The 18,878-nt window shown below is 39.1% G+C and carries 18 protein-coding genes, 2 pseudogenes and 2 riboswitches; of the genes and pseudogenes, 10 read left to right on the top strand and 10 right to left on the bottom strand.

The annotated features are described in order from the left end of the window. Positions 1–16: 16 nt before the first annotated feature. Positions 17–898: a hypothetical protein gene (locus RRU94_RS17135; protein WP_315692079.1), complete on the bottom strand. Its 882-nt coding sequence runs from the start codon at positions 896–898 to the stop codon at positions 17–19. A 179-nt stretch (positions 899–1,077) separates the two neighbouring features. Between RRU94_RS17135 and RRU94_RS17130 the strand changes: the two genes are divergently transcribed. Further along, positions 1,078–2,228, top strand: a protein-coding gene (locus tag RRU94_RS17130; RefSeq protein ID WP_315692078.1) for an IS3 family transposase whose coding sequence is annotated in 2 segments (ribosomal slippage) — positions 1,078–1,348 and positions 1,348–2,228 — 1,152 coding nt in all. Because the reading frame shifts where the segments join, the coding sequence is not laid out codon by codon here. 448 nt (positions 2,229–2,676) lie between these two features. On the opposite strand, the gene RRU94_RS17125 is transcribed toward RRU94_RS17130, so the two are convergent. After that, positions 2,677–3,030 carry a hypothetical protein gene (locus tag RRU94_RS17125; RefSeq protein ID WP_315692077.1) on the bottom strand — a complete coding sequence of 118 codons (354 nt, stop codon included), beginning with the start codon at positions 3,028–3,030 and terminating at the stop codon, positions 2,677–2,679. 493 nt (positions 3,031–3,523) lie between these two features. On the opposite strand from RRU94_RS17125, the gene RRU94_RS17120 reads away from it, so the two are divergent. Further along, complete coding sequence (locus RRU94_RS17120) at positions 3,524–3,805, top strand: hypothetical protein (protein WP_315692076.1); 282 nt, start codon at positions 3,524–3,526, stop codon at positions 3,803–3,805. Between the two features lie 150 nt (positions 3,806–3,955). On the opposite strand, the gene RRU94_RS17115 is transcribed toward RRU94_RS17120, so the two are convergent. From RRU94_RS17115 to RRU94_RS17105, 3 genes are all read right to left on the bottom strand, one after another. Then, positions 3,956–4,612: a potassium channel family protein gene (locus RRU94_RS17115; RefSeq protein ID WP_315696020.1), complete on the bottom strand. Its 657-nt coding sequence runs from the start codon at positions 4,610–4,612 to the stop codon at positions 3,956–3,958. A 26-nt stretch (positions 4,613–4,638) separates the two neighbouring features. Further along, complete coding sequence (locus RRU94_RS17110; protein ID WP_315692075.1) at positions 4,639–5,970, bottom strand: TrkH family potassium uptake protein; 1,332 nt, start codon at positions 5,968–5,970, stop codon at positions 4,639–4,641. Positions 5,971–6,598: 628 nt separating this feature from the next. Then, positions 6,599–6,739: riboswitch (cyclic di-AMP (ydaO/yuaA leader) on the bottom strand. Between the two features lie 314 nt (positions 6,740–7,053). Beyond that, a complete protein-coding gene (locus tag RRU94_RS17105; protein WP_315692074.1) occupies positions 7,054–7,470 on the bottom strand; it encodes a sporulation protein in 417 nt (138 codons plus the stop codon). Positions 7,471–7,805: 335 nt separating this feature from the next. Further along, positions 7,806–7,948, bottom strand: a riboswitch (cyclic di-AMP (ydaO/yuaA leader). A gap of 470 nt (positions 7,949–8,418) precedes the next feature. On the opposite strand from RRU94_RS17105, the gene RRU94_RS17100 reads away from it, so the two are divergent. From RRU94_RS17100 to RRU94_RS17070, 7 genes and pseudogenes are all read left to right on the top strand, one after another. Continuing rightward, the gene (locus RRU94_RS17100) at positions 8,419–8,637 is read left to right on the top strand and encodes a FeoA family protein (protein WP_410493050.1); all 219 of its coding nucleotides are present in this window, start codon (positions 8,419–8,421) and stop codon (positions 8,635–8,637) included. Next, a complete protein-coding gene (locus tag RRU94_RS17095; protein WP_315692073.1) occupies positions 8,634–9,380 on the top strand; it encodes a FeoB small GTPase domain-containing protein in 747 nt (248 codons plus the stop codon). Before RRU94_RS17100 ends, RRU94_RS17095 begins: the two co-directional genes overlap by 4 nt. Further along, positions 9,331–10,716 carry a nucleoside recognition domain-containing protein gene (locus RRU94_RS17090; RefSeq protein ID WP_315692072.1) on the top strand — a complete coding sequence of 462 codons (1,386 nt, stop codon included), beginning with the start codon at positions 9,331–9,333 and terminating at the stop codon, positions 10,714–10,716. The genes RRU94_RS17095 and RRU94_RS17090 overlap by 50 nt, the downstream gene beginning before the upstream one ends. Before the next feature lie 140 nt (positions 10,717–10,856). Then, positions 10,857–10,991: pseudogene (locus RRU94_RS17085) on the top strand (IS3 family transposase); the annotation flags it as partial. A gap of 166 nt (positions 10,992–11,157) precedes the next feature. Beyond that, positions 11,158–11,271, top strand: a pseudogene (locus RRU94_RS17080) (2-pyrone-4,6-dicarboxylate hydrolase); the annotation flags it as partial. Between the two features lie 128 nt (positions 11,272–11,399). Next, a complete protein-coding gene (gene icd, locus RRU94_RS17075; RefSeq protein WP_315692071.1) occupies positions 11,400–12,686 on the top strand; it encodes an NADP-dependent isocitrate dehydrogenase in 1,287 nt (428 codons plus the stop codon). 236 nt (positions 12,687–12,922) lie between these two features. Further along, complete coding sequence (locus RRU94_RS17070; protein WP_315692070.1) at positions 12,923–13,090, top strand: hypothetical protein; 168 nt, start codon at positions 12,923–12,925, stop codon at positions 13,088–13,090. Positions 13,091–13,121: 31 nt separating this feature from the next. Here RRU94_RS17070 and RRU94_RS17065 read toward each other — a convergent pair whose 3' ends face one another. Together RRU94_RS17065 and RRU94_RS17060 are read right to left on the bottom strand one after the other, a co-directional pair. Further along, on the bottom strand, positions 13,122–13,442 hold the full coding sequence (locus tag RRU94_RS17065) for a GNAT family N-acetyltransferase (RefSeq protein WP_315692069.1): 321 nt from the start codon (positions 13,440–13,442) through the stop codon (positions 13,122–13,124). A gap of 351 nt (positions 13,443–13,793) precedes the next feature. Next, entirely contained in the window at positions 13,794–14,870 is a 1,077-nt protein-coding gene (locus RRU94_RS17060) for a GGDEF domain-containing protein (RefSeq protein WP_315692068.1), read from the bottom strand. Between the two features lie 329 nt (positions 14,871–15,199). On the opposite strand from RRU94_RS17060, the gene sda reads away from it, so the two are divergent. Beyond that, entirely contained in the window at positions 15,200–15,343 is a 144-nt protein-coding gene (gene sda, locus RRU94_RS17055) for a sporulation histidine kinase inhibitor Sda (RefSeq protein ID WP_315692067.1), read from the top strand. A gap of 1,266 nt (positions 15,344–16,609) precedes the next feature. Here the strand turns inward: sda and RRU94_RS17050 are convergent. The 3 genes from RRU94_RS17050 to RRU94_RS17040 are packed head-to-tail and all read right to left on the bottom strand — an operon-like array spanning position 16,610 to position 18,844. After that, on the bottom strand, positions 16,610–17,386 hold the full coding sequence (locus RRU94_RS17050; protein WP_315692066.1) for a sulfite exporter TauE/SafE family protein: 777 nt from the start codon (positions 17,384–17,386) through the stop codon (positions 16,610–16,612). Between the two features lie 60 nt (positions 17,387–17,446). After that, positions 17,447–17,674 (bottom strand): sulfurtransferase TusA family protein, encoded by a 228-nt coding sequence (locus tag RRU94_RS17045; RefSeq protein WP_315692065.1) that lies wholly within the window; start codon positions 17,672–17,674, stop codon positions 17,447–17,449. A 42-nt stretch (positions 17,675–17,716) separates the two neighbouring features. Beyond that, on the bottom strand, positions 17,717–18,844 hold the full coding sequence (locus RRU94_RS17040; protein WP_315692064.1) for an MBL fold metallo-hydrolase: 1,128 nt from the start codon (positions 18,842–18,844) through the stop codon (positions 17,717–17,719). Positions 18,845–18,878: the final 34 nt, after the last annotated feature.

Raw genomic sequence — 18,878 nt, 5'->3', positions numbered from 1 at the left:
TTTATTCCATTTAACATTAATGTTGTATCATAAATAGCTCATCGTTCAGCTTTTTATCCACCTGGATTTCAAGCATATTAATTGTGTCTTTTACTGTTCCCTCTGAATTTTTAACTTGCAATTTTAACAAGATTCCTGTTTCACGGTCTACCTCTGCTTCAAAGTCCCTGTTCTCTGCTTGTCCTTTTACAATCACTGTATTTCTGCCAAGATGGCTTCCTTCTCCTGTAATCTCCCACTCGTTTATGTTCTTCATGTAAACCATAGCAGCGTCTTCTGGCAGTACGGCTGTTTTTGCTACACCCATGTAAGCTGGATCGGCCCTATGTATAGAAAATGGTTCTCCATCATCTTCAAAAATACCCGTCCGCTCTTTCATACCCGTATTTTTCCACTGGTTATACTCCTGTTCATTGACCGGAACAGCTTTCTCCGTGTGGATCTTTGGTTTACCGTTTCCTTGATCACTAATGGTTACATGGAATTCACCATCATATAGAGATGATTCATAATCTAGCACCAGCTTGTCTTTTATCATTAAAGAAGAAGCATAGGGAGCATCTCCCTTTATCGTTTGCACTTTCTCATATGATTTAGGCTGATCTGATAGATCTGCTTGGTACGTGACCAAATAATGAAAATTGGCGGGCGCCCCTGCAAAATATTCAAACGATCCTTTTACCGTTTTAAAATGGTCAATAGAATTGAGCATCAATCGCTGGAGCTTTTCTTTTTCTTCAGCTGTATTTTCAATAGGGGACTGATCTGCTGCCGTTTCGATTTTCACCTGTGTATCTGTTTGCTGATTTGCTTCTACATGATTGCCCGTGTTGCTATAATACAATGCCCCTGCTACCAAACCGACAGACAAAACAGAAACCATTCCTTTATTTTTCATTAGACAATACTCCTTTTTCCTTATAATCCATATTATACGATAAACAACCTTCTATAAATTAAAAAAGAACCAAGAGCTAAAAGGGACTGACCCCATAGAGTGAGACAAATAAAAACACCTTTAAGTTGAAAAACGGGTATGTAAATACCTAAAAAGCCAACTTGGAGGTGTTTTTTTCTATGGGTACAAGAATCAGTTATCCAGCGGAAGTAAAAATGAAGGCTGTAAAAATGAGATTAGCTGGGGTGCCGGTCAAAGAAGTCTTGAAGGAATTAAATATCCAAAACAGGACCCAGCTTAAAACATGGGTGAAATGGTATAAAGCAGGCGAACTTCACCGGTTTGAACAGCCAGTGGGCAAGCAATATTCCTTCGGAAAAGGGCCTGAATATGAAAGTGAAACGGAGAAGCTGAAGGCAGAAAACCGGTATCTGAAACAGCAGATTGAAGTCTTAAAAAAGTACGAAGAATTGGAGAGGAAGTGGTCCCGGAAACAGCCGTAGAATTAGTGAAAGAACTCAAAATCAGCATGCCCGTCAGGGAAATATGCCGGCATCTTGGCATTGCTAGATCCACTTATTATCGCTGGAAGAACAAGATCAGGGAAGAAACATCCAGGCAGGCCATTGAACGAAAAATCGGCACGTTGTGCCGGGATCATAAGTTTCGATATGGCTATCGTAAAATCACAGCCTTATTAAAGCGGGAGATGCTTATTAATCATAAAGCGGTACAGCGTGTGATGCAGAAGTATAGCTGGCAGTGCCGGGTGAAAGTGAAGAAGCGCAGACGGACAGGACAGCCCTGTCATATTTCCGATAACCTGTTGAAAGGCGATTTCCAGGCAGATCAGCCTCTTCAAAAGCTCGTCACAGATATTACGTACTTGCCTTTTGGCCAGAAACAGCTGTATCTTTCAAGTATCCAGGATTTATTTAACGGCGAAATCATTGCCTATTCTATAGGCAGCTGCCAAAATACAGATTTCGTGCTGCATACACTGGCCCAGCTACCATCCCTCCCAGAAGGGTGCATTCTGCACAGCGACCAGGGATCTGTTTACACATCGTATGCTTATCAGCAGGCAGTTAAAGAAAGAGGCATTACCATGAGTATGTCCCGGAAAGGGACACCCACTGATAATGCCTCCATCGAATCGTTTCATTCCTCGCTAAAGTCTGAAACGTTCTATCTCGACGAGCTTCGGAGCACTACGACCGCCATCGTAGAGCAAACTGTCGAAAACTATATTCACTATTATAACCATATCCGTATTCAAGCGAAACTAAACAACCAGACGCCGGTCAAGTACCGGCAGCTGGCTGCTTAAAGGTGTTTTGATCCCTGTCTCAAAAATGGGGGTCAGTCCCAAAAATCGCCAGGTTCTTTCTTAATGCAACAAAATTACATTTATGTTGCATTCTGATTATCAAACACTTGTGATTATTGAATAAAAAAGAAATAAAAATAAAACCACTACAGTAGTTATTTTCGAAATTTTCATCAGCTGTTTATTCTCAAATGTTTTGTTTAACAAATAAAAAAAGCCTACAGCCCAGACTCCATGCTCAAAGAAACTAATTAATATGTTTCTGACCATATTTGTATAAAAGTATAAATCCGATTCCATAATAGATTCTTCCTTTTCCGCTTTTTAACTATAATATTACCATTAAAATTCCAAAAAAAGATTTAATTGTATTCGTAATTATCTATTTTTTGTTAATACAACATAATTTCCTTTATGTTGTATTTGGAATCAATCTAATAATGATTTCTTATTCACTGGGCATATAGCCAATTACTTTATTGGTATCAGGAGCGATGAGTATGGGCGGCGTACCAAGTACAACGTATTCTTTATCTTTAAATGAAATTAATAGAAGTTCTTTTTCTTTATAAGCGTTATCAAGTAATTCATAGTGATTGTCAGCAATGGTTTTCGTAACGTTTGCACTTTTCCAGTTCTCTTCAGCCCTATCGTCCCAACCTTTTTCTTTTACGAAATCCCAAGCAGCTTCCCTTACATCATCATAACCGTCTTTGTTTATAGCATTCGTATCATCTTGATTATTCGAACAGCCAGCAATGAAAAATAAGACATATAAAACACTTATAATCATCTTGTTCATAACCATCCTCCTTCTTGGAAAAGGAACTTTACAATATTTTACCACGACGAGAGTAGCCAGAATTCTTTCTGGCTGCTTTTTATTGATGCAACAAAATATCATTATGTTGCATTTGGTAATTTTTATTTATTGTTATTAAACTAAACTGCTTCTTAGTTGAGAAAGAAAAAAGACCGGCTGGAACAGCAGCCGGTTCTTAAACTCTTGCCCCCATTAGTTTAAGTGCAACTCTTTACACTGAATGCAACAAACGTAACGATTCCATTAAGAAAAGTGACAGCCTAACTGGGTTTCAGGGTCTTTATAAAATAATAGTCTATAATGAAATAAGAACAAGTGAGAAAAGGTCGGGAGGATTGTGTATGTTTTCTAATCTACAATTACGAGACTTAATTGCAGGGAAGTTACAGTCGTTGAAGAAAAGTACGGTCGTCGAGAGGAAAAGACGGAAGGTATTATTATTAACATTTGTCGTTTAGCACCTGTAGCGATAATGGGCGAAGATGACAGATATAAAACGATTCGTATCGAAACAAATGAAGAAGTTGGTGGGGCTTATGGTTCCTTACTTCATGGTCCAAAACGATTGTATATAAGCGAGAAATTCCAAACAATTGCGGAAAAATTGAAACAAGCATTAAAAGAGTTTGATTATGAACTCTTAGAAGCAGAGAGAATTAATAAACTTTTGCCCTTTCAAGTGAAAATCCCAACGCTTTATCGTGAACCGGGAGATTATTTAATCATGGATGCTATTTTTTATTGGGAGGATTAATTTAATGATTTTAATACAGTTTCCGTATTGAGCTATTCTGCTCCTTTAGTTTAGCAAGGAACCTCTCCACAACTCATAAGTTATGAATACTAGTTTAACCTATAAAAAAAGAGCGGCTACAAATAGTAAGCCACTCTGTCTGGACAACTGTCATTTTATACTTGAAAATTTGGATAGACTTTCTCTGTCCCCAATCACCACTAATAAATCTTCTTTATGAATAATTTGATCTGGAGATGGAGATACGGTGATATCTGTGCCGCTTACGATGGCAATGACGCTAATGCCATATTTAGCACGGATATCAAGTTCCTGCAGACTCTTTTCAGCCATTCCCCGGGGGATTAATATTTCTTGTATATTGTACCCTTTTGATAACTCAATGTAATTCAATATATTTGGTGATAAAAGCTGGTTTGCAACGCGTTCTCCCATATCCCTTTCCGGATATATAACCCAGTCGACTCCTACTTTCTCTAGAACCTTTCCGTGCTGCTTACCCAGAGCTTTCGCAATGACTTTTTTCACCCCGAGCTCCTTTAGCAGCTGAGCGGTTAAAATGCTGGATTGTATGTCATTTCCAATGGCTACAATCGCACAATCAAAATTGCGGATTTCAATAGCGGTAAGTGTTTTCTCTTCTGTGCTGTCCCCTACGGCCGCGTGAGTCACGTATAATTCAGCATCTTCGACTCGTTCTTCATTTGCATCAATCCCTAAAACATCATGACCAGCCTCATGCAGCCTTCTGGCTACCGCAGTGCCAAACCTCCCCAGCCCAATCACTGCATATTGTTGTTTTTCCATCACTGTCACCTCTCCCTATATTCTGATTATCCGATCATTATTTTTCCTTTTGGACGACGGAAAGGATCCGGTTTACGTCTCATCGCAAGGGCAAAAGCAATGGTTAAAGGCCCTAACCTTCCGGCAAACATCGTGAAAATAATGAGTACCCGGCCAATAGGAGATAATTCTGGCGTCAATCCCATAGAAAGACCCACTGTTCCAAAAGCCGAAGCTGCTTCAAATAAATAAAAGATAAAATCAAAACCTTTTTCTGTAATGCTTAAAAGCATGGTGAGAGTAATCACAATAAACATGCCAACTAGTGTGAGGGTAAGTGCTTTGAATATAGTTTCAGCCACAATTCTGTGTTTGAATAACACAACATCTTCTTTTCCTTTTACCTGCGACCATACTGCTGCCATCAAAACAGCTAAGGTAGTCACTTTGATACCTCCTGCAGTTGAGCCTGAACTTCCCCCAATAAACATAAGAAGGATCGTCAGGAACAAGGTAGGCTGTGTCAACTCCGCAATAGGCAGTGTATTGGAACCTGCTGTCCTCGGGGTAACTGCTTGATATAATGACCCCAGCACTTTCCCCGTATTGGACAAAGAGCCTATCGTTTTATCATTTCCATATTCAAATGCGAAGATTAAAATGGCTGCGCCAATCGTTAAAATTAAGCTTGTTACCAGTACCACCTTTGTATGCATAGATAGACGGCGGGTAGTGGAGTATTCATACAGTTCACTCATAACAATAAAACCAATTCCGCCGAGTGTGATTAGGAGGCACACAGTTAGAACCACAACAGGATCGTCTACATAAGGAGTTAAACTGCGGAATTCTCCCATTAAATCAAACCCTGCATTATTGAAATTTGAGATGGCATGAAAAAAACCATAATAGATGGCTTTCCCAATTGGCATATCAAACGCAAAACGGATAGATAAGATAATTCCCCCGACAAGCTCAATCACCGCAGTAAAGAGCAATACTCTTTTTACTAACCTTACAACGCCTTCAATCGAAAGATTGTTTAAGGCTTCCTGAAGCAGCAGTCTTTCCCTCAAAGAAATTCTTTTGCCCAATAAGACAAATAAAAAAGTGGCAAAAGTCATAAACCCTAGTCCGCCGATTTGAATGAGCGATAATATGACCAGTTCACCAAACATAGTAAATGTATCTCCGGTATCCACAACGACAAGTCCTGTTACACATGTAGCGGATGTGGAGGTAAACAAAGCATTCAAAAACGAGAGGCCTTTGCCATCTTCTGTGGCAATGGGAAGGGTTAATAACAATGCCCCCATAAGAATGACCGTTGCAAAGCCCAACACCAGAATTTTTGGCGGATCAAGATATCTCTTTTTCATAATGACCTCCCCACTGAATTAGTTTTTCATATTCCTTTACTTTTTTAGCCGGCCATATAGCTATGTATACAAATGATCCCATTGCGGCTGTGATATTTACATTAATCATTTTAGTGTTTCCTTTATTTTCAACTCCATTCCTTTGTCCCGTTCGGTAACAGCCCGCCGCTTAACTAAAATTGCTAAACGTTAGACTGGCAGGTTGCCTATAGATTTCTACGACTCTTTACAAGAGCCAAACTTTAATTGTTTTCCTTTCTAAATAACCAGTACTTTCATACAATCACCCCCTAGTCTTTTGGTATCTGATCTATTAAAAACATAAAAATAGACCAATGATTACTCTTTCCCCGATATGCAGCCATGCAAAGTCTATCCAAGTTCCTGCAGTGAACATTACGATTCACACATCGAAACAAAGAATGATTTACAGAAGCAAACATGAAAAATGGAGAAAAAGTACTCATTGATCTACCTAGCGCCCAGCAAGCCGTACAGCTCCCTTTGCGGTCTGTCTCCCAAGAAACTTTTTCATTTATAGGCATAATAAAAAGACCTATCGAAATACCAGGCTGCTATTTTGCTTCGAACAAAACAAAATAAGCCCCCTGAATTAAGGCGGTCTTATGACCTCCTTCGCTTTAGCCGACGAAGTTAGCTGACGGGTAGGATGGCGAAAGAGTATCTCATCCCTTCTGCAAGTGCAGAATTAACCCCAAAATAGTGGGTCCTCCGTTCTCAATTGCTTGAGATTTGGCCGATATCAAATTGTGATTTACGAGCATTATTATATGCCTATCATTAAATGTTTATAAACCTAAAATAATCAGCACGCATTTAAAAACATCTTATGAATAATCAGCCTAAAAATGGTCACCCTTATAATAAAGAACGTTTTAGGAGGGATTATCATCTTTACTCAAAACACATTTTTTCTCTTATTTTTTATTGGAGCCTTTATTGCAATAGCTTGGCTTTTGTACCAAGGATTTAGCCCTAATAGCAAACTCAATGCGCCTGAATCAAAAGATAATAACAACCAATCTGAAAATCAATAATCTTCGGCCCCAACTACTGTTTTGATCAACTATTGACTAGATTTTTTTTTGTTAGGATTTTAATTTGATCATGATCAACACGCTTAGTTCCATCACTAAAAACTAGTTTGGTACGAAACCGATACGAAAACTTATTAGATGAAGTATCTAATGTGCTTGGCAATTGGAAAGTAAATGGAATTCGGCTCGATTCTTTTGAGCTAATTGGTTTTGACATCAATCTAGTTAAAGCACTTTCAGTGAATTTCTCTTCCTTTTTTTGTTCATCTGTTACCACCAAATCACATTCGAGCCTATTGATTTTTTGCTCAAACCGTCCACCTTTAAGAGAAAAGTATCCGGTCACTTTTTCTCCGGGCATAAATTCATCTTTGTCTAATATAAGATCAATACTTGCAGAACCAATACGCAAACGTAATTGACTTATAATTTTTCTAATCACTACGTACAAATCCCCCTAAATTAAATGCTGAGTACTTATTCAATCATTATTTTGCCTGCTGTATAATCAAAACCCTTTCTTTTTAAAATAAAAAAGACCAATGACGTTTTTCTCCGCACAAAAACAAAGGAAAAAATGCTTCCTGTTTTGTTAGAGTAAAAGACATCATTGGTCTACGTAACGCCCAGCAAGCATCACTGCTCTCTTTGCGTTCTGTCTCCCAAGCTGCTTTCCCTAAAAATAGGCATAATAAAAAGACCTATTGTTGCTCAAGCTGCTCTTTTCCGCGATGATTAATACCACAAAAAAAGCCCCCTGAATAAAGGTGGTCTTCAGACCTCCTTCGCTTTAGCCGACGAAGTTAGCTGACGGGCAGGATGGCGAAAGAGTTGCTCTCATCCCTTCTACTAAAGTGTAAAATTAGCCCCAATAGATTGGTTCCTCCGTTCCCGCTGACGGGATTAGGCCGAGATATGTAGTTGTTGATGGAATTTATTCTACTCTGCTTATTTTTTTAAGTCAATATCATTTTATTAAGCAACGAATAATATTTTTCAAATGCTTTCTTTACTGCTTTTTGCGTAAAAGCGTACTTAGATGCACGAGAGATGTTTGTTACAGAAAAAGCAATAAAAAAGCGCCCTTTTGAGAACCGAACGGCCGTGTTCAGAAAAGGACGAGTTTCTATACATAACAGATCGTTTTTGAGACAAATAAAAGCCGGAAAATAAATTATTATTCCCCATAACTTAACATTATGTTGGCAACGCCACATTAAGTAAATTTATGTTCCTTTAACGTTTGTCCCGTACTAAATAACGTTGACAAGATAACAACACGAGAATATTATAAGATTAAAGTTGCTCTAGTGCAAAAAAGTATGCTTTATACAAAATCGGGCTGGAGGGTCTCTTAATGACAGACAAAAATCAAATGACCAGCTTACACATGGTCCAGATGAATAAAAAGTTCTTGATACAGAAAGTGGAGATTAAAGGGAATTTAAAAAGGCGTTTACTCGATCTCGGCTTTGTACCCGGCTCTGTCGTAGAAGTGTTAAAAGCAAGTCCATTAGGTGACCCCATATCTTACAGAGTGGCCGGAACAGTCATTGCTTTACGAAAAGAAGAGAGTCAATTACTATTCGGCGAGGTGATCGAATCATGAAAGAATACACCATTGCACTGGCAGGCAATCCGAATACAGGTAAAAGCACACTATTCAATGCACTGACCGGTCTGAAGCAGCATACCGGAAATTGGGCCGGAAAAACGGTAACCCTTGCTTCTGGCTATTACCGCTATAAAAACATTCCGTTTAAAATTGTCGATCTTCCCGGTACGTATTCTTTATTCTCAAATTCAGAGGATGAAGAAGTCGCAAGAGATTACATTGTATTTGAGAAGCCTGATGTCACTTTACTTGTGTTGGATGCTACTTCTTTAGAAAGAAGTCTCAACCTGGCGCTGCAGGTGTTAGAAATGACAGATCAGGTGCTAATCTGCTTAAATTTGATGGATGAAGCGAAAAAGAAAGGCTTAAAAATCAATGCAAAACAGTTATCAAAAAATCTTGGTGTCCCCGTTATCCCGATTTCAGCAAGAAATCGGGAAGGTCTTGAACTCTTATCGGATACGTTGCTAAAAATGTGTTCAGGAACAATAAAAACGAAGCCTTACAAAATGAAGTATGGAGAAGAAATGGAAGTGAAAATAACAAAGCTCGAAAAGGAATTGATCGAGATTTTGGGCCCTGCTCATCCTGCCCGCTGGCTCGCAATACGATTTTTAGATGGAGATTCAAAATTGATTGCTGCACTGAAAAATAGGCTGACGTCCAAAGGAAATGGAGGAGGAACACATGAGTCAACAAGAACGCTTGGACGCTCTGGCGGCGGTCACTCCTGCTGAAGAATTAGAGCATATACGCGAAAGTATTGTCAGCAACTTGTTTCAAAAATCGCGGGAACTCTGCAATAAATCGGTCGTCATCCAGGATAAAAGCCAGCTGTACAAATCGGAAAAGCTGGATCGGATTTTCACGTCGAAAATTTGGGGCTTCCCGATTATGCTCGGCTTACTGGGAATGGTCTTTTACCTGACAATAGCCGGTGCCAATATCCCTTCATCCATGCTGGCTAATTTTTTCGGCTGGCTGGAAGGCTATATTACCCTTGCATTCACGGCTATAAATGCCCCTGAATGGCTGCATGGTCTCTTAGTATTAGGTTTATATCGGGGAACATCCTGGGTTGTCAGTGTGATGCTGCCACCAATGGCGATCTTTTTCCCGGTGTTCGCCCTCTTAGAGAATTACGGATATTTACCACGAGTTGCCTTTAATCTAGATAGGCTGTTTAAAAAATCTGGCGCCCATGGAAAACAGTCGTTAACAATGGCCATGGGATTTGGCTGTAACGCTGCTGCCATTATGTCAACACGTATCATCGAATCCCCACGGGAGCGTATGCTCGCCATTTTAACGAATAATTTTGTTCCGTGTAACGGGCGCTGGCCGACACTTATTTTACTTGCTTCTCTCTTTATGGCAGTTGGCTTTGCCGGTGGAATGCATACACTCGTGACTGCTTTTGTTGTCATGGGAATGGTATTATTCGGTGTAGTGATTACACTGCTTGTATCATGGGGATTGTCTAAAACCGCGCTCAAAGGCACTCCATCACATTATACATTGGAGCTGCCGCCTTACCGGAAGCCTAAAATGTTGAATACTATCCTTCGCGCTTCCTTAGACAAAACGATTTATGTACTAAGAAGGGCTGTAAAAGTAGCGGCACCAGCGGGGATTTTAACATGGGTGCTTGCCAATGTCTATATTGGGGATACCAGTGTACTGCTTCATTTTGTCCAATTTCTTGATCCGTTTGGGCAATTACTTGGATTAGACGGATTTATTTTAATGGCCTTTATAATCGGGATGCCTGCTAACGAAATTGTCCTGCCTATTCTCTTGATGGGCTACCTTTCAACAGGTGCCTTAACCGAAGTAGAGGACATGGCCGCCCTAAAGCAAATCTTTTTAGATAACGGATGGACCTGGCTGACGGCATTAAATATGATGCTGTTTTCTCTTCTCCACTTTCCGTGCGGAACGACATTAGTCAATATCTTTAAGGAAACAAAAAGCTGGAAATGGACCTTTGTAGCATTTGCAATTCCAACCTTGATTGCTATCGGCGTCACATTCACAATTGCACAAGCCGTTCGTGGGTTTGGTTGGATGTAACTATATGAACGACAATTTAATCAAAAAAGCCGGAAAGAAATTCGGAACTGACCCCATAGAGTGAGACAAATAAAAACACCTTTAAGTTGAAAAACGGGTATGTAAGTACCTAAAAAGCCAACTTGGAGGTGTTTTTATTTATGGGTACGAGAGTGAGTTATCCAGTAGAAGTAAAAATGAAGGCAGTGGAAATGCGATTAGCCGGGATTCCGGCCAAGGAAGTCATGCAAGAATTAAATATTAAGCACCGTTCACAACTCATAAGGTGGATGAAATAGCTTGTGCTTATCAAAATTTAATGCGTAATCCTTATTGAACTATCGGAGCAGTTTAAATTAATAAGATATACTTATGAATTTTCATTAATAATTCATATTTCCCCTTATGTACCGTATTTGATATGTTATAGAAAAGAAAGGGGGATTATAAGGAGAATTTTTGATGCACTTTCATATTATTGATTTTGATTTTCTGATTATCGAAAACCAAGGATATACACCCCCGAGCTATGTTGTAACAGATTATCAAAATGAAACTGCTTATTTGCATTTAGTTTTAGGTTAAAAGATTATCTATCCGAAAATTTCCAATACATACCTGTGAATGTGAACGAATGAAACCTTATTTTTTCCCATTATAATTAATTTACAAAAAAAATATATAGTATGAAGGAGAAATTAGTCATGACACAAGGTGAGAAAATTACTGTAACAAACGGTGTGTTGAACGTCCCAAACAACCCTATTATTCCCTATATTGAGGGTGATGGAATTGGTCCTGATATTTGGGCAGCTGCTTCACGCGTTTTAGACGCAGCAGTTGAAAGCGCCTACAGCGGCGAAAAGAAAATCGTTTGGAAAGAAGTTCTTGCGGGTGAAAAAGCCTTTAACCAAATAGGCGAATGGCTTCCAAAAGAAACGCTTGAGCAAATTGACGAGTATTTGATCGCAATTAAAGGTCCACTTACAACGCCGGTTGGCGGCGGAATCCGTTCATTGAACGTAGCGCTTCGCCAGGAATTGGATCTTTTCACATGCCTTCGTCCTGTTCGTTATTTTGATGGCGTACCTTCACCAGTAAAACGTCCTGAAGATACTGATATGGTCATCTTCCGTGAAAACACAGAAGATATTTATGCAGGTATTGAGTATGCTGAAGGCTCAGATGAAGTGAAAAAAGTGATCGAGTTCTTGAAAAACGAAATGGGCGTTAACAAAATCCGTTTCCCTGAAACATCTGGTATTGGTATTAAGCCCGTTTCAAAAGAAGGAACAGAGCGTCTAGTACGTGCGGCGATCAATTATGCAATCAAAGAAGGCCGTAAATCTCTAACGCTTGTTCATAAAGGCAACATCATGAAATTCACAGAAGGTGCATTTAAAAACTGGGGCTATGAGCTTGCTGAAAAAGAATTTGGCGATAAAGTGTTCACTTGGGCACAATACGACAAAATCAAAGAAGCTGAAGGCACAGAAGCCGCCAACAAAGCGCAATCTGAAGCGGAAGCTGCAGGCAAAATTATCGTAAAAGATTCTATTGCCGATATCTTCTTACAACAAATTTTAACTCGTCCGAAAGAGTTCGATGTTGTAGCGACAATGAACTTGAACGGAGACTATATTTCTGATGCGCTTGCAGCTCAAGTAGGCGGAATTGGAATCGCACCAGGTGCCAATATCAACTATGAAACGGGCCACGCGATTTTCGAAGCAACACACGGTACTGCGCCGAAATATGCAGGTCTTGATAAAGTAAATCCATCATCTGTTTTGTTGTCAGGCGTTTTGCTTCTTGAGCATCTTGGCTGGAATGAAGCAGCAAATGCGATTACAAAATCAGTTGAAAAAACAATTTCTTCGAAGGTTGTTACATATGACTTTGCCCGCTTAATGGACGGGGCAACAGAAGTAAAATGTTCTGAATTTGCAGATGCTTTAATTCAGAATATGAACATTAAACTTCTCAATTGAAACAATAAAAGAATCGCTTTTAAACGGAACTAAACTGTACCTCCAATGGTGAACTTTTAAAACACTCAATAAGCGAAAAACATACTTGAAAACCTTATGGAAAGTTACCACATACCTTTAAAATAGTTTTGCATTAAGCTTTTTATCAGGAACATATGTGGAAACTTATCTTGGAAGGATAATGAAGATTATGAACGCTGAATAATATATTGCTTGGGAATACCTTTAAGACCGAAGTGGTTGAAAATTATTACGAGAATTTTCAATCAGAGCCGATCGATGCGTTTGCTTTTGATTTTTGGCAAAACACTAAGTATGTTTATCGTGACGTAGATGCACCGGACAGCCAGCCTGTTCAAGCCAACGAAGAGCAAATGGATAAAGATTTGTCGAAAATACAATAATCGAAGTCCTGTACATAACGTGCAGGGCTTTTTATTCGCACTCTGGAGTAACAGACACAATATCGGTTCCCGACCGTTTTGCTATGCTCAATAAAAACTCATGCAGATCCTCATGAACAGTTTGATCCTGGTACCGAGGATGAACAAGCAACTTGCTTATATATCCATGTGTTAAACCTATTGGGACTAAACCTCCGAAAGCAATCAAATGTCCCTCACTGTCCCGCACACCTGCCCAGAAAAGACAATCAATCTTACACTTACTATTCTCTTTTTTCCATCCAGCAGCTTCCCATAAATTCAGAATTTCATGCTCCGATAAGACAGGATTTAAAATAATTTCACAGTCCACAGAGATCTCCCTTTCTAACTTGAAGAGTAGACCCACCTAGTTCATTCCGTTTATGAATATATTACCATCTAGTAATATTAATTAAACCGATAAATGTTTGTTAGAAAGCTATGACAGCTATACATTTAAATCAATTGCAATTTATATCCTTATCTCTCATAAGTATACTTTTGAAAAAGTTTTTACTTACAATTAATTACATCTTATTCAAAAAAGTTGGGAATTGATAACAAACTGTTATTAGAGCTAAGCAAAGAAATATAATTTATTCTTTTTCAATTCGACGTCCTGCAGCCAATAAGCAAATACAACAAAATATCATTTATGTTGCATTATTATTAACTGCTTCATTCAAGCTACACAAACTTTGTTACGGCCTGATTTTTTAGCCTGATACAATGCTTTATCAGCATCCTCAATCAATGTACTCATGTTTTCAAAATCATCCTGACAGCTGGCTACACCTACTGAAACGGTTACCTTAATTTTTTCACCGTTATTAAGCATAAATATATTTTCTTCTACCCTTTTCCTAATGTTCTCTGCAATTTCAGACGCTATTTTTAATGGGCAGTCTACTAATAGAACTGTAAATTCCTCTCCACCATTTCGGCTGACTAAATCCGTGCTTCTCACAGATTTCTGCAAGATCCAACTAAGCTGCTTTAATACAGCATCTCCTTCTTTATGTCCGTACGTATCATTTACTTCTTTAAAGAAATCAATATCCACATAAAGAAGGGACAATGGCTGTTTTTTGCTTTCAGCTTCATTCACCAGCTGGTTAAATAGTTCATTAAAACGTCTAACATTGTTCAATCCGGTTAGTCCATCTGTAGCAGATTCATCCTTGTATCTTTCAAACAACATTTGACTCTCTCTAATAAGATCTATCGTATGAAAGGATACATAGCCGCCTAGATAAGAAACAACCCAATACAAGGGAATTAGGTGAAAAAGAAAAGCCGTATCTTGTATTAGGTATACCACCATGCCCATAAAATAGATATTTGAGAAAGTTAACATGACCAAAGCTTTTGACCTTCTGGAAATCTGAATTTTTGATACAAAACTTGCAAAAACGGTTAAGGCAACAATAAATGTGATCGAAATAAAAGCGGAAAGGTTAACCCCAATAAATAAACGCCCTGCTATGATCAATATCGCAGCAACAGCAGTAGGTAATGCTCCACCGGCAGAAGCCAGCAGAACCAAGGGTATATGCCTTAAATCAATAATCGTATTGCCAATATGCATCGCATATTGCATGAGTAGATTACCCATCAGTCCCCCTGCCAATCCGACCACTATTTTTCTCTTAATGGAGGAACTTAAATGCAAAGGGGAGCCTTTTGTAACTTGTGAGTACAATAATAAAAGCGAAGCAAGAATAGCTAAGTTTGTAAAAAGATCTTTAATTATTATCATCTTCATCACCTAAACAGAAGCATCATATTTTTAAATTTATAAACAAAAAAAAGCCACGGTGGGTGCTCCGCAGCAAAACAATAATGTGTATATGTTAAATAATACCTTGTAGTTCAATATTTTTCAATTACTGATACACTGCCATTAACCGAACGTGAGGAATTACAATACATAAAATAACCGTATAAAAAAACTAAAAGATTCTGCGCGTTTCCAATGCAGCCTAATTGCATTTATGTTGCGTTTAGAGGCATGTCAGAAAAGTAATTTCAAGAGCTGTTTCCCAATTAACTTTAAGGGTAAACTATCTCAGAAATGGGAGGGAGAGCGTGAGAAAATTACACCTATCAGATGAGCAATTAGTGAAAGCATATAACCAGGCAAAAAAAATGAAATTAGATAAAGAATTCATTAATATGCTTGAAAAAGAAATAAAACTGAGAAAGCTTTCTGACAAAGAAAAAAAAACCTAGTTTTTTAAGCTTAGGAAGTTTTTCTGCTACATAATTGCCTTTATGTTTTATTTAGATATACCTACTTTGTTTTTTTACTGCTTATACTTGCCTCTCCGTGATTTCTATTGCTGCTGCTAAAGAGAGAATTTATTTTGTATAGGCTTTTTTCTGTTGGCTAACCTATCTACTGTTGTTACATCTTCATCACACTGTCTGAATAAAACAAGCCCCCAATCCTCTTTCCAAGTTGTGGGGCTCGCTTTGTGTTTTCTGCTATCACTAAACACTTATATTTACGCCACATTGAAGAATTACATCTTTAATACAAAGCCTCATCTTTAAATAGCCTGCTCACTTGCAGTACTTCTTCCAAAAACCTTCTCTCTTCTACTGCAGGCAACCGCCCAAAGCATCTTAGAAACTCTTCATTAAATGCCCTAACGATTTTTATTTCTTCTGATGTAAATAAATTTCTGCCTTCTCTTGTTTGAATTCTAGTCCGGCAACAACAATTTGAACACATTTCTCTACCTCCACTCAATTTATCTATCATGTTTTACGTAAGGGTAGGAAAATCTGAGACGGCTATGGACAATTATGACACCGAAACAAAAAGGCTCCATTCTTTAGAGCTTTATTAGTCTGGCAGTAAAGTTCTTGGCTTCTATTTAGAGTGATGCTTGCGTAAAAGTGTACCTATGTACAAAGTATGTAGAGAGCAAATATTGTAAGAAAAATAGAGGAAATTTACATTCACGCTTACTGCTTTAAAAGAAAACAAATTCGAAAATTTAAGCGGTCCAACATTTTAGCAGCAGGAAAAGCCCAGCAAAGTGGCATCTTGATCGTTTAAAGGCGTCCGGATACGTGACAAAGCCGCGGATATTGAATGTGGTGAAAAGAAGCCCCATACTCCCAATGAAATTAAATGCTTAACACAAAGAAGGAGCAATAACAGCATAAAGTCTATTATTGCTCCTTCTTTTTACTTTCTAGCTCCCAAAAAGTAGAATTGGCATTCACTTAATCATGAATCACTTCGATTAATTATAGAAAGGGAATCAAATAAGTGAGGAAGAGTATTGATGAGAGCGCCTTTTCACTATAAATTTTTACATAAATATATATTAATATAAAAATTTATTTATAGCAGTTTTAGGCTTAAAAATCCCGACCTAAGAAGGCTTTTGCGCTTTTTCTTTATATAATCCATTCACCTTTGATTTCTGCGGTCAAATAAACATCTGACTTTCATCAGAGGCCCACCTTCTTTTCTTGTTTAGGTTACAGAATGTCCATCCATATTTTAATCGATGTGCCCAAAATCAGTAACGCTAATACCACCTGGAGTGTTTTTGTGTTTACTTTTTGGCCAGCTTTGGCTCCTAGCGGTGAAGCCAGTAAACTAGCGATAATCATGATTGCTGCCGGCTCATATAAAATCTGCCCGGTTGTCATTTTACCCACTGTTGCACCAATCGATGAAATAAACGTAATCGCAAGGGAAGTAGCAATCGTCATCCGGGTTGGAATCTTTAAAACAACGAGCATAATCGGTACAAGAACGAAAGCTCCAGCTGCGCCAACGATACCTGCGCCAACTCCGACGATAAAAGCGAGCCCTGCAGCCAGCCACTTATTAAAAGACACCTGGCCAAGCGGAATATCATCGATCCCTTTCTTCGGAAGAAACATCAGAATGACCGCAATGGCTGCGAGTATGCCATATACAACATTGATGTCGCCTTCGGACATCAAGCCAGAGCCGTAGCCGCCGATAAAGCTTCCGATCAGAATGCTGATTCCCATATATAGAATCAGCGTTTTATTTAAGTATCCGCCTTTCCGGTATGCCCACACCCCGGCGATTGTGGCAAAAAAGACTTGAATGGCACTGATTCCAGATACTTCATGGGCACTAAACGCTGTAAGACCTACTAAAGGAGGGATATATAAAAGCATTGGGTATTTAATAATTGAGCCGCCGATTCCGACCATTCCAGATATAAAGGAACCGACAAAACCGATTAAAAAAATCGTTACAATAAACGTAAGATCCATTTGTTTCTTCTCCTTTCAAAAGAAGAAAAGGTATCAGAACGATACCTTTTCCCTTTCTTATCAGCCTTTTTTAATCCAGAACTTTAACACATTGCCCTCTTCTGCCTGGTCCAGCAATTCATGGCCGCCTGATTTCGCCCAGGCTGCAAGGTCCGCTTTTGCTCCTTTATCGGTCGCATGGATTTCGAGCACTTGTCCAGATTCCAGTTCATTCATCGCTTTTTTCGTTTTCACAATCGGCATTGGGCAGGCAAGTCCTTTGGCGTCTAATACTTTATTTGCATTCATGTCAATCTCTCCATTTCTGTTTTTATATAGTTGATTTGTGTTTTATCGAACCGCACAGCGGTTTGGCCCGATTTCCATTTCACGCTGCTGTTCCTCGTCCGGCGTGATTTTCCCCATGTTTGTCTGGCGGATCTCCTGGTAAGCGTTTGGCTGTGGCGGCAGGTTGCCTGTAACCAGCTCTCTAAATTCCGCTTCGTCCTCAATATTCAAACCGTGGTTTTTCTCAAATAGGGTGCCAAGTTTCTGAGATACACTGCCATCTTCATTTAATTCTTCGATTATCATAAAATGGGCAGGCAGTACGATTAGTTCATTAGATAGTTCTTTGTAGCGTTTATAAAGCGTCTCACGCAGATCCCCTACCCAGTCCTGTGCCAGTCCTGCTAAATCAGGACGTCCAATGGAGTCAATAAATAGGATGTCTCCGGACAATAAGTAAGCTTCATCCACAATAAAGGATGTAGATCCAATCGTATGGCCTGGAGAATATAACGGCTGAATCGCAATAGTCGTGCTTCCAATCGTTACATTTTTTCCTTCTTCTAATGGTTCATAACTAAATGTAACTTCTTCGGCATCTTTTGGCGGAAGCCAGTATACAGCTCCTGTGGCTCCGACGATTACCCGGCCGCCTGAAATATGGTCGGCGTGAAGGTGTGTATCAAACACGTGTGTAATCTTGAGACCCTTTTCTCTCGCAAAATCTAGGTACACATCTGTTATCCGAGTCGCATCAATTAATGCTGCTTCTCCGTTTGACACCACCATGTAAGAGAGGCAGCCTTTTCCGATACGGACAAACTGGTACAGTTCGCCGCCATCTTTTAAATCGCCTGCTTTCACTGGCTCTAAGTATTCACTCCAAGCTTTCATGCCGCCTTTAAGATAAGAAACCGTTAATCCTGCTTCGGAAAGCATATCGGCTACCATAATGGATGAACCTTCCTTGGCACAGATCACCACAATTTCTTTGTTCTGTGGAAGCTGCGGCAGAATCTCTTCTACTCCGTCCAAGAGGTCAAAGTAAGGGACATTTAAGTGCTGAATATTGTCCCCTTCCACTTTCCAATCTTGAAAGGCATCTTCGTTCCGGACATCTAAAATAAAGAAAGACTCTTTTTGAATTACTTTTCTCGCGACTTCTTTCGCAGACATTGGTTTTACTGTCATTTCCAATTACCTCCTAGGGTATAATTTACTTTAA

Origin of the sequence: Domibacillus sp. DTU_2020_1001157_1_SI_ALB_TIR_016 (assembly GCF_032341995.1) — a bacterium.
Taxonomy (GTDB): domain Bacteria; phylum Bacillota; class Bacilli; order Bacillales; family Domibacillaceae; genus Domibacillus; species Domibacillus indicus_A.
This window is presented reverse-complemented; position numbering and strand designations above follow the sequence as displayed.

Bases quoted from the DNA above. Each gene is read 5' to 3' on its own strand.
- RRU94_RS17110 (WP_315692075.1), bottom strand. From the start codon at position 5,970: ATGAAAAAGAGATATCTTGATCCGCCAAAAATTCTGGTGTTGGGCTTT.
- RRU94_RS17115 (WP_315696020.1), bottom strand. From the start codon at position 4,612: ATGGAAAAACAACAATATGCAGTGATTGGGCTGGGGAGGTTTGGCACT.
- RRU94_RS17120 (WP_315692076.1), top strand. From the start codon at position 3,524: ATGGGCGAAGATGACAGATATAAAACGATTCGTATCGAAACAAATGAA.
- RRU94_RS17125 (WP_315692077.1), bottom strand. From the start codon at position 3,030: ATGAACAAGATGATTATAAGTGTTTTATATGTCTTATTTTTCATTGCT.
- RRU94_RS17050 (WP_315692066.1), bottom strand. From the start codon at position 17,386: ATGGATCTTACGTTTATTGTAACGATTTTTTTAATCGGTTTTGTCGGT.
- RRU94_RS17045 (WP_315692065.1), bottom strand. From the start codon at position 17,674: ATGAATGCAAATAAAGTATTAGACGCCAAAGGACTTGCCTGCCCAATG.
- RRU94_RS17090 (WP_315692072.1), top strand. From the start codon at position 9,331: ATGAGTCAACAAGAACGCTTGGACGCTCTGGCGGCGGTCACTCCTGCT.
- RRU94_RS17040 (WP_315692064.1), bottom strand. From the start codon at position 18,844: ATGACAGTAAAACCAATGTCTGCGAAAGAAGTCGCGAGAAAAGTAATT.
- RRU94_RS17135 (WP_315692079.1), bottom strand. From the start codon at position 898: ATGAAAAATAAAGGAATGGTTTCTGTTTTGTCTGTCGGTTTGGTAGCA.
- RRU94_RS17095 (WP_315692073.1), top strand. From the start codon at position 8,634: ATGAAAGAATACACCATTGCACTGGCAGGCAATCCGAATACAGGTAAA.
- RRU94_RS17100 (WP_410493050.1), top strand. From the start codon at position 8,419: ATGGTCCAGATGAATAAAAAGTTCTTGATACAGAAAGTGGAGATTAAA.
- RRU94_RS17060 (WP_315692068.1), bottom strand. From the start codon at position 14,870: ATGATAATAATTAAAGATCTTTTTACAAACTTAGCTATTCTTGCTTCG.
- icd (WP_315692071.1), top strand. From the start codon at position 11,400: ATGACACAAGGTGAGAAAATTACTGTAACAAACGGTGTGTTGAACGTC.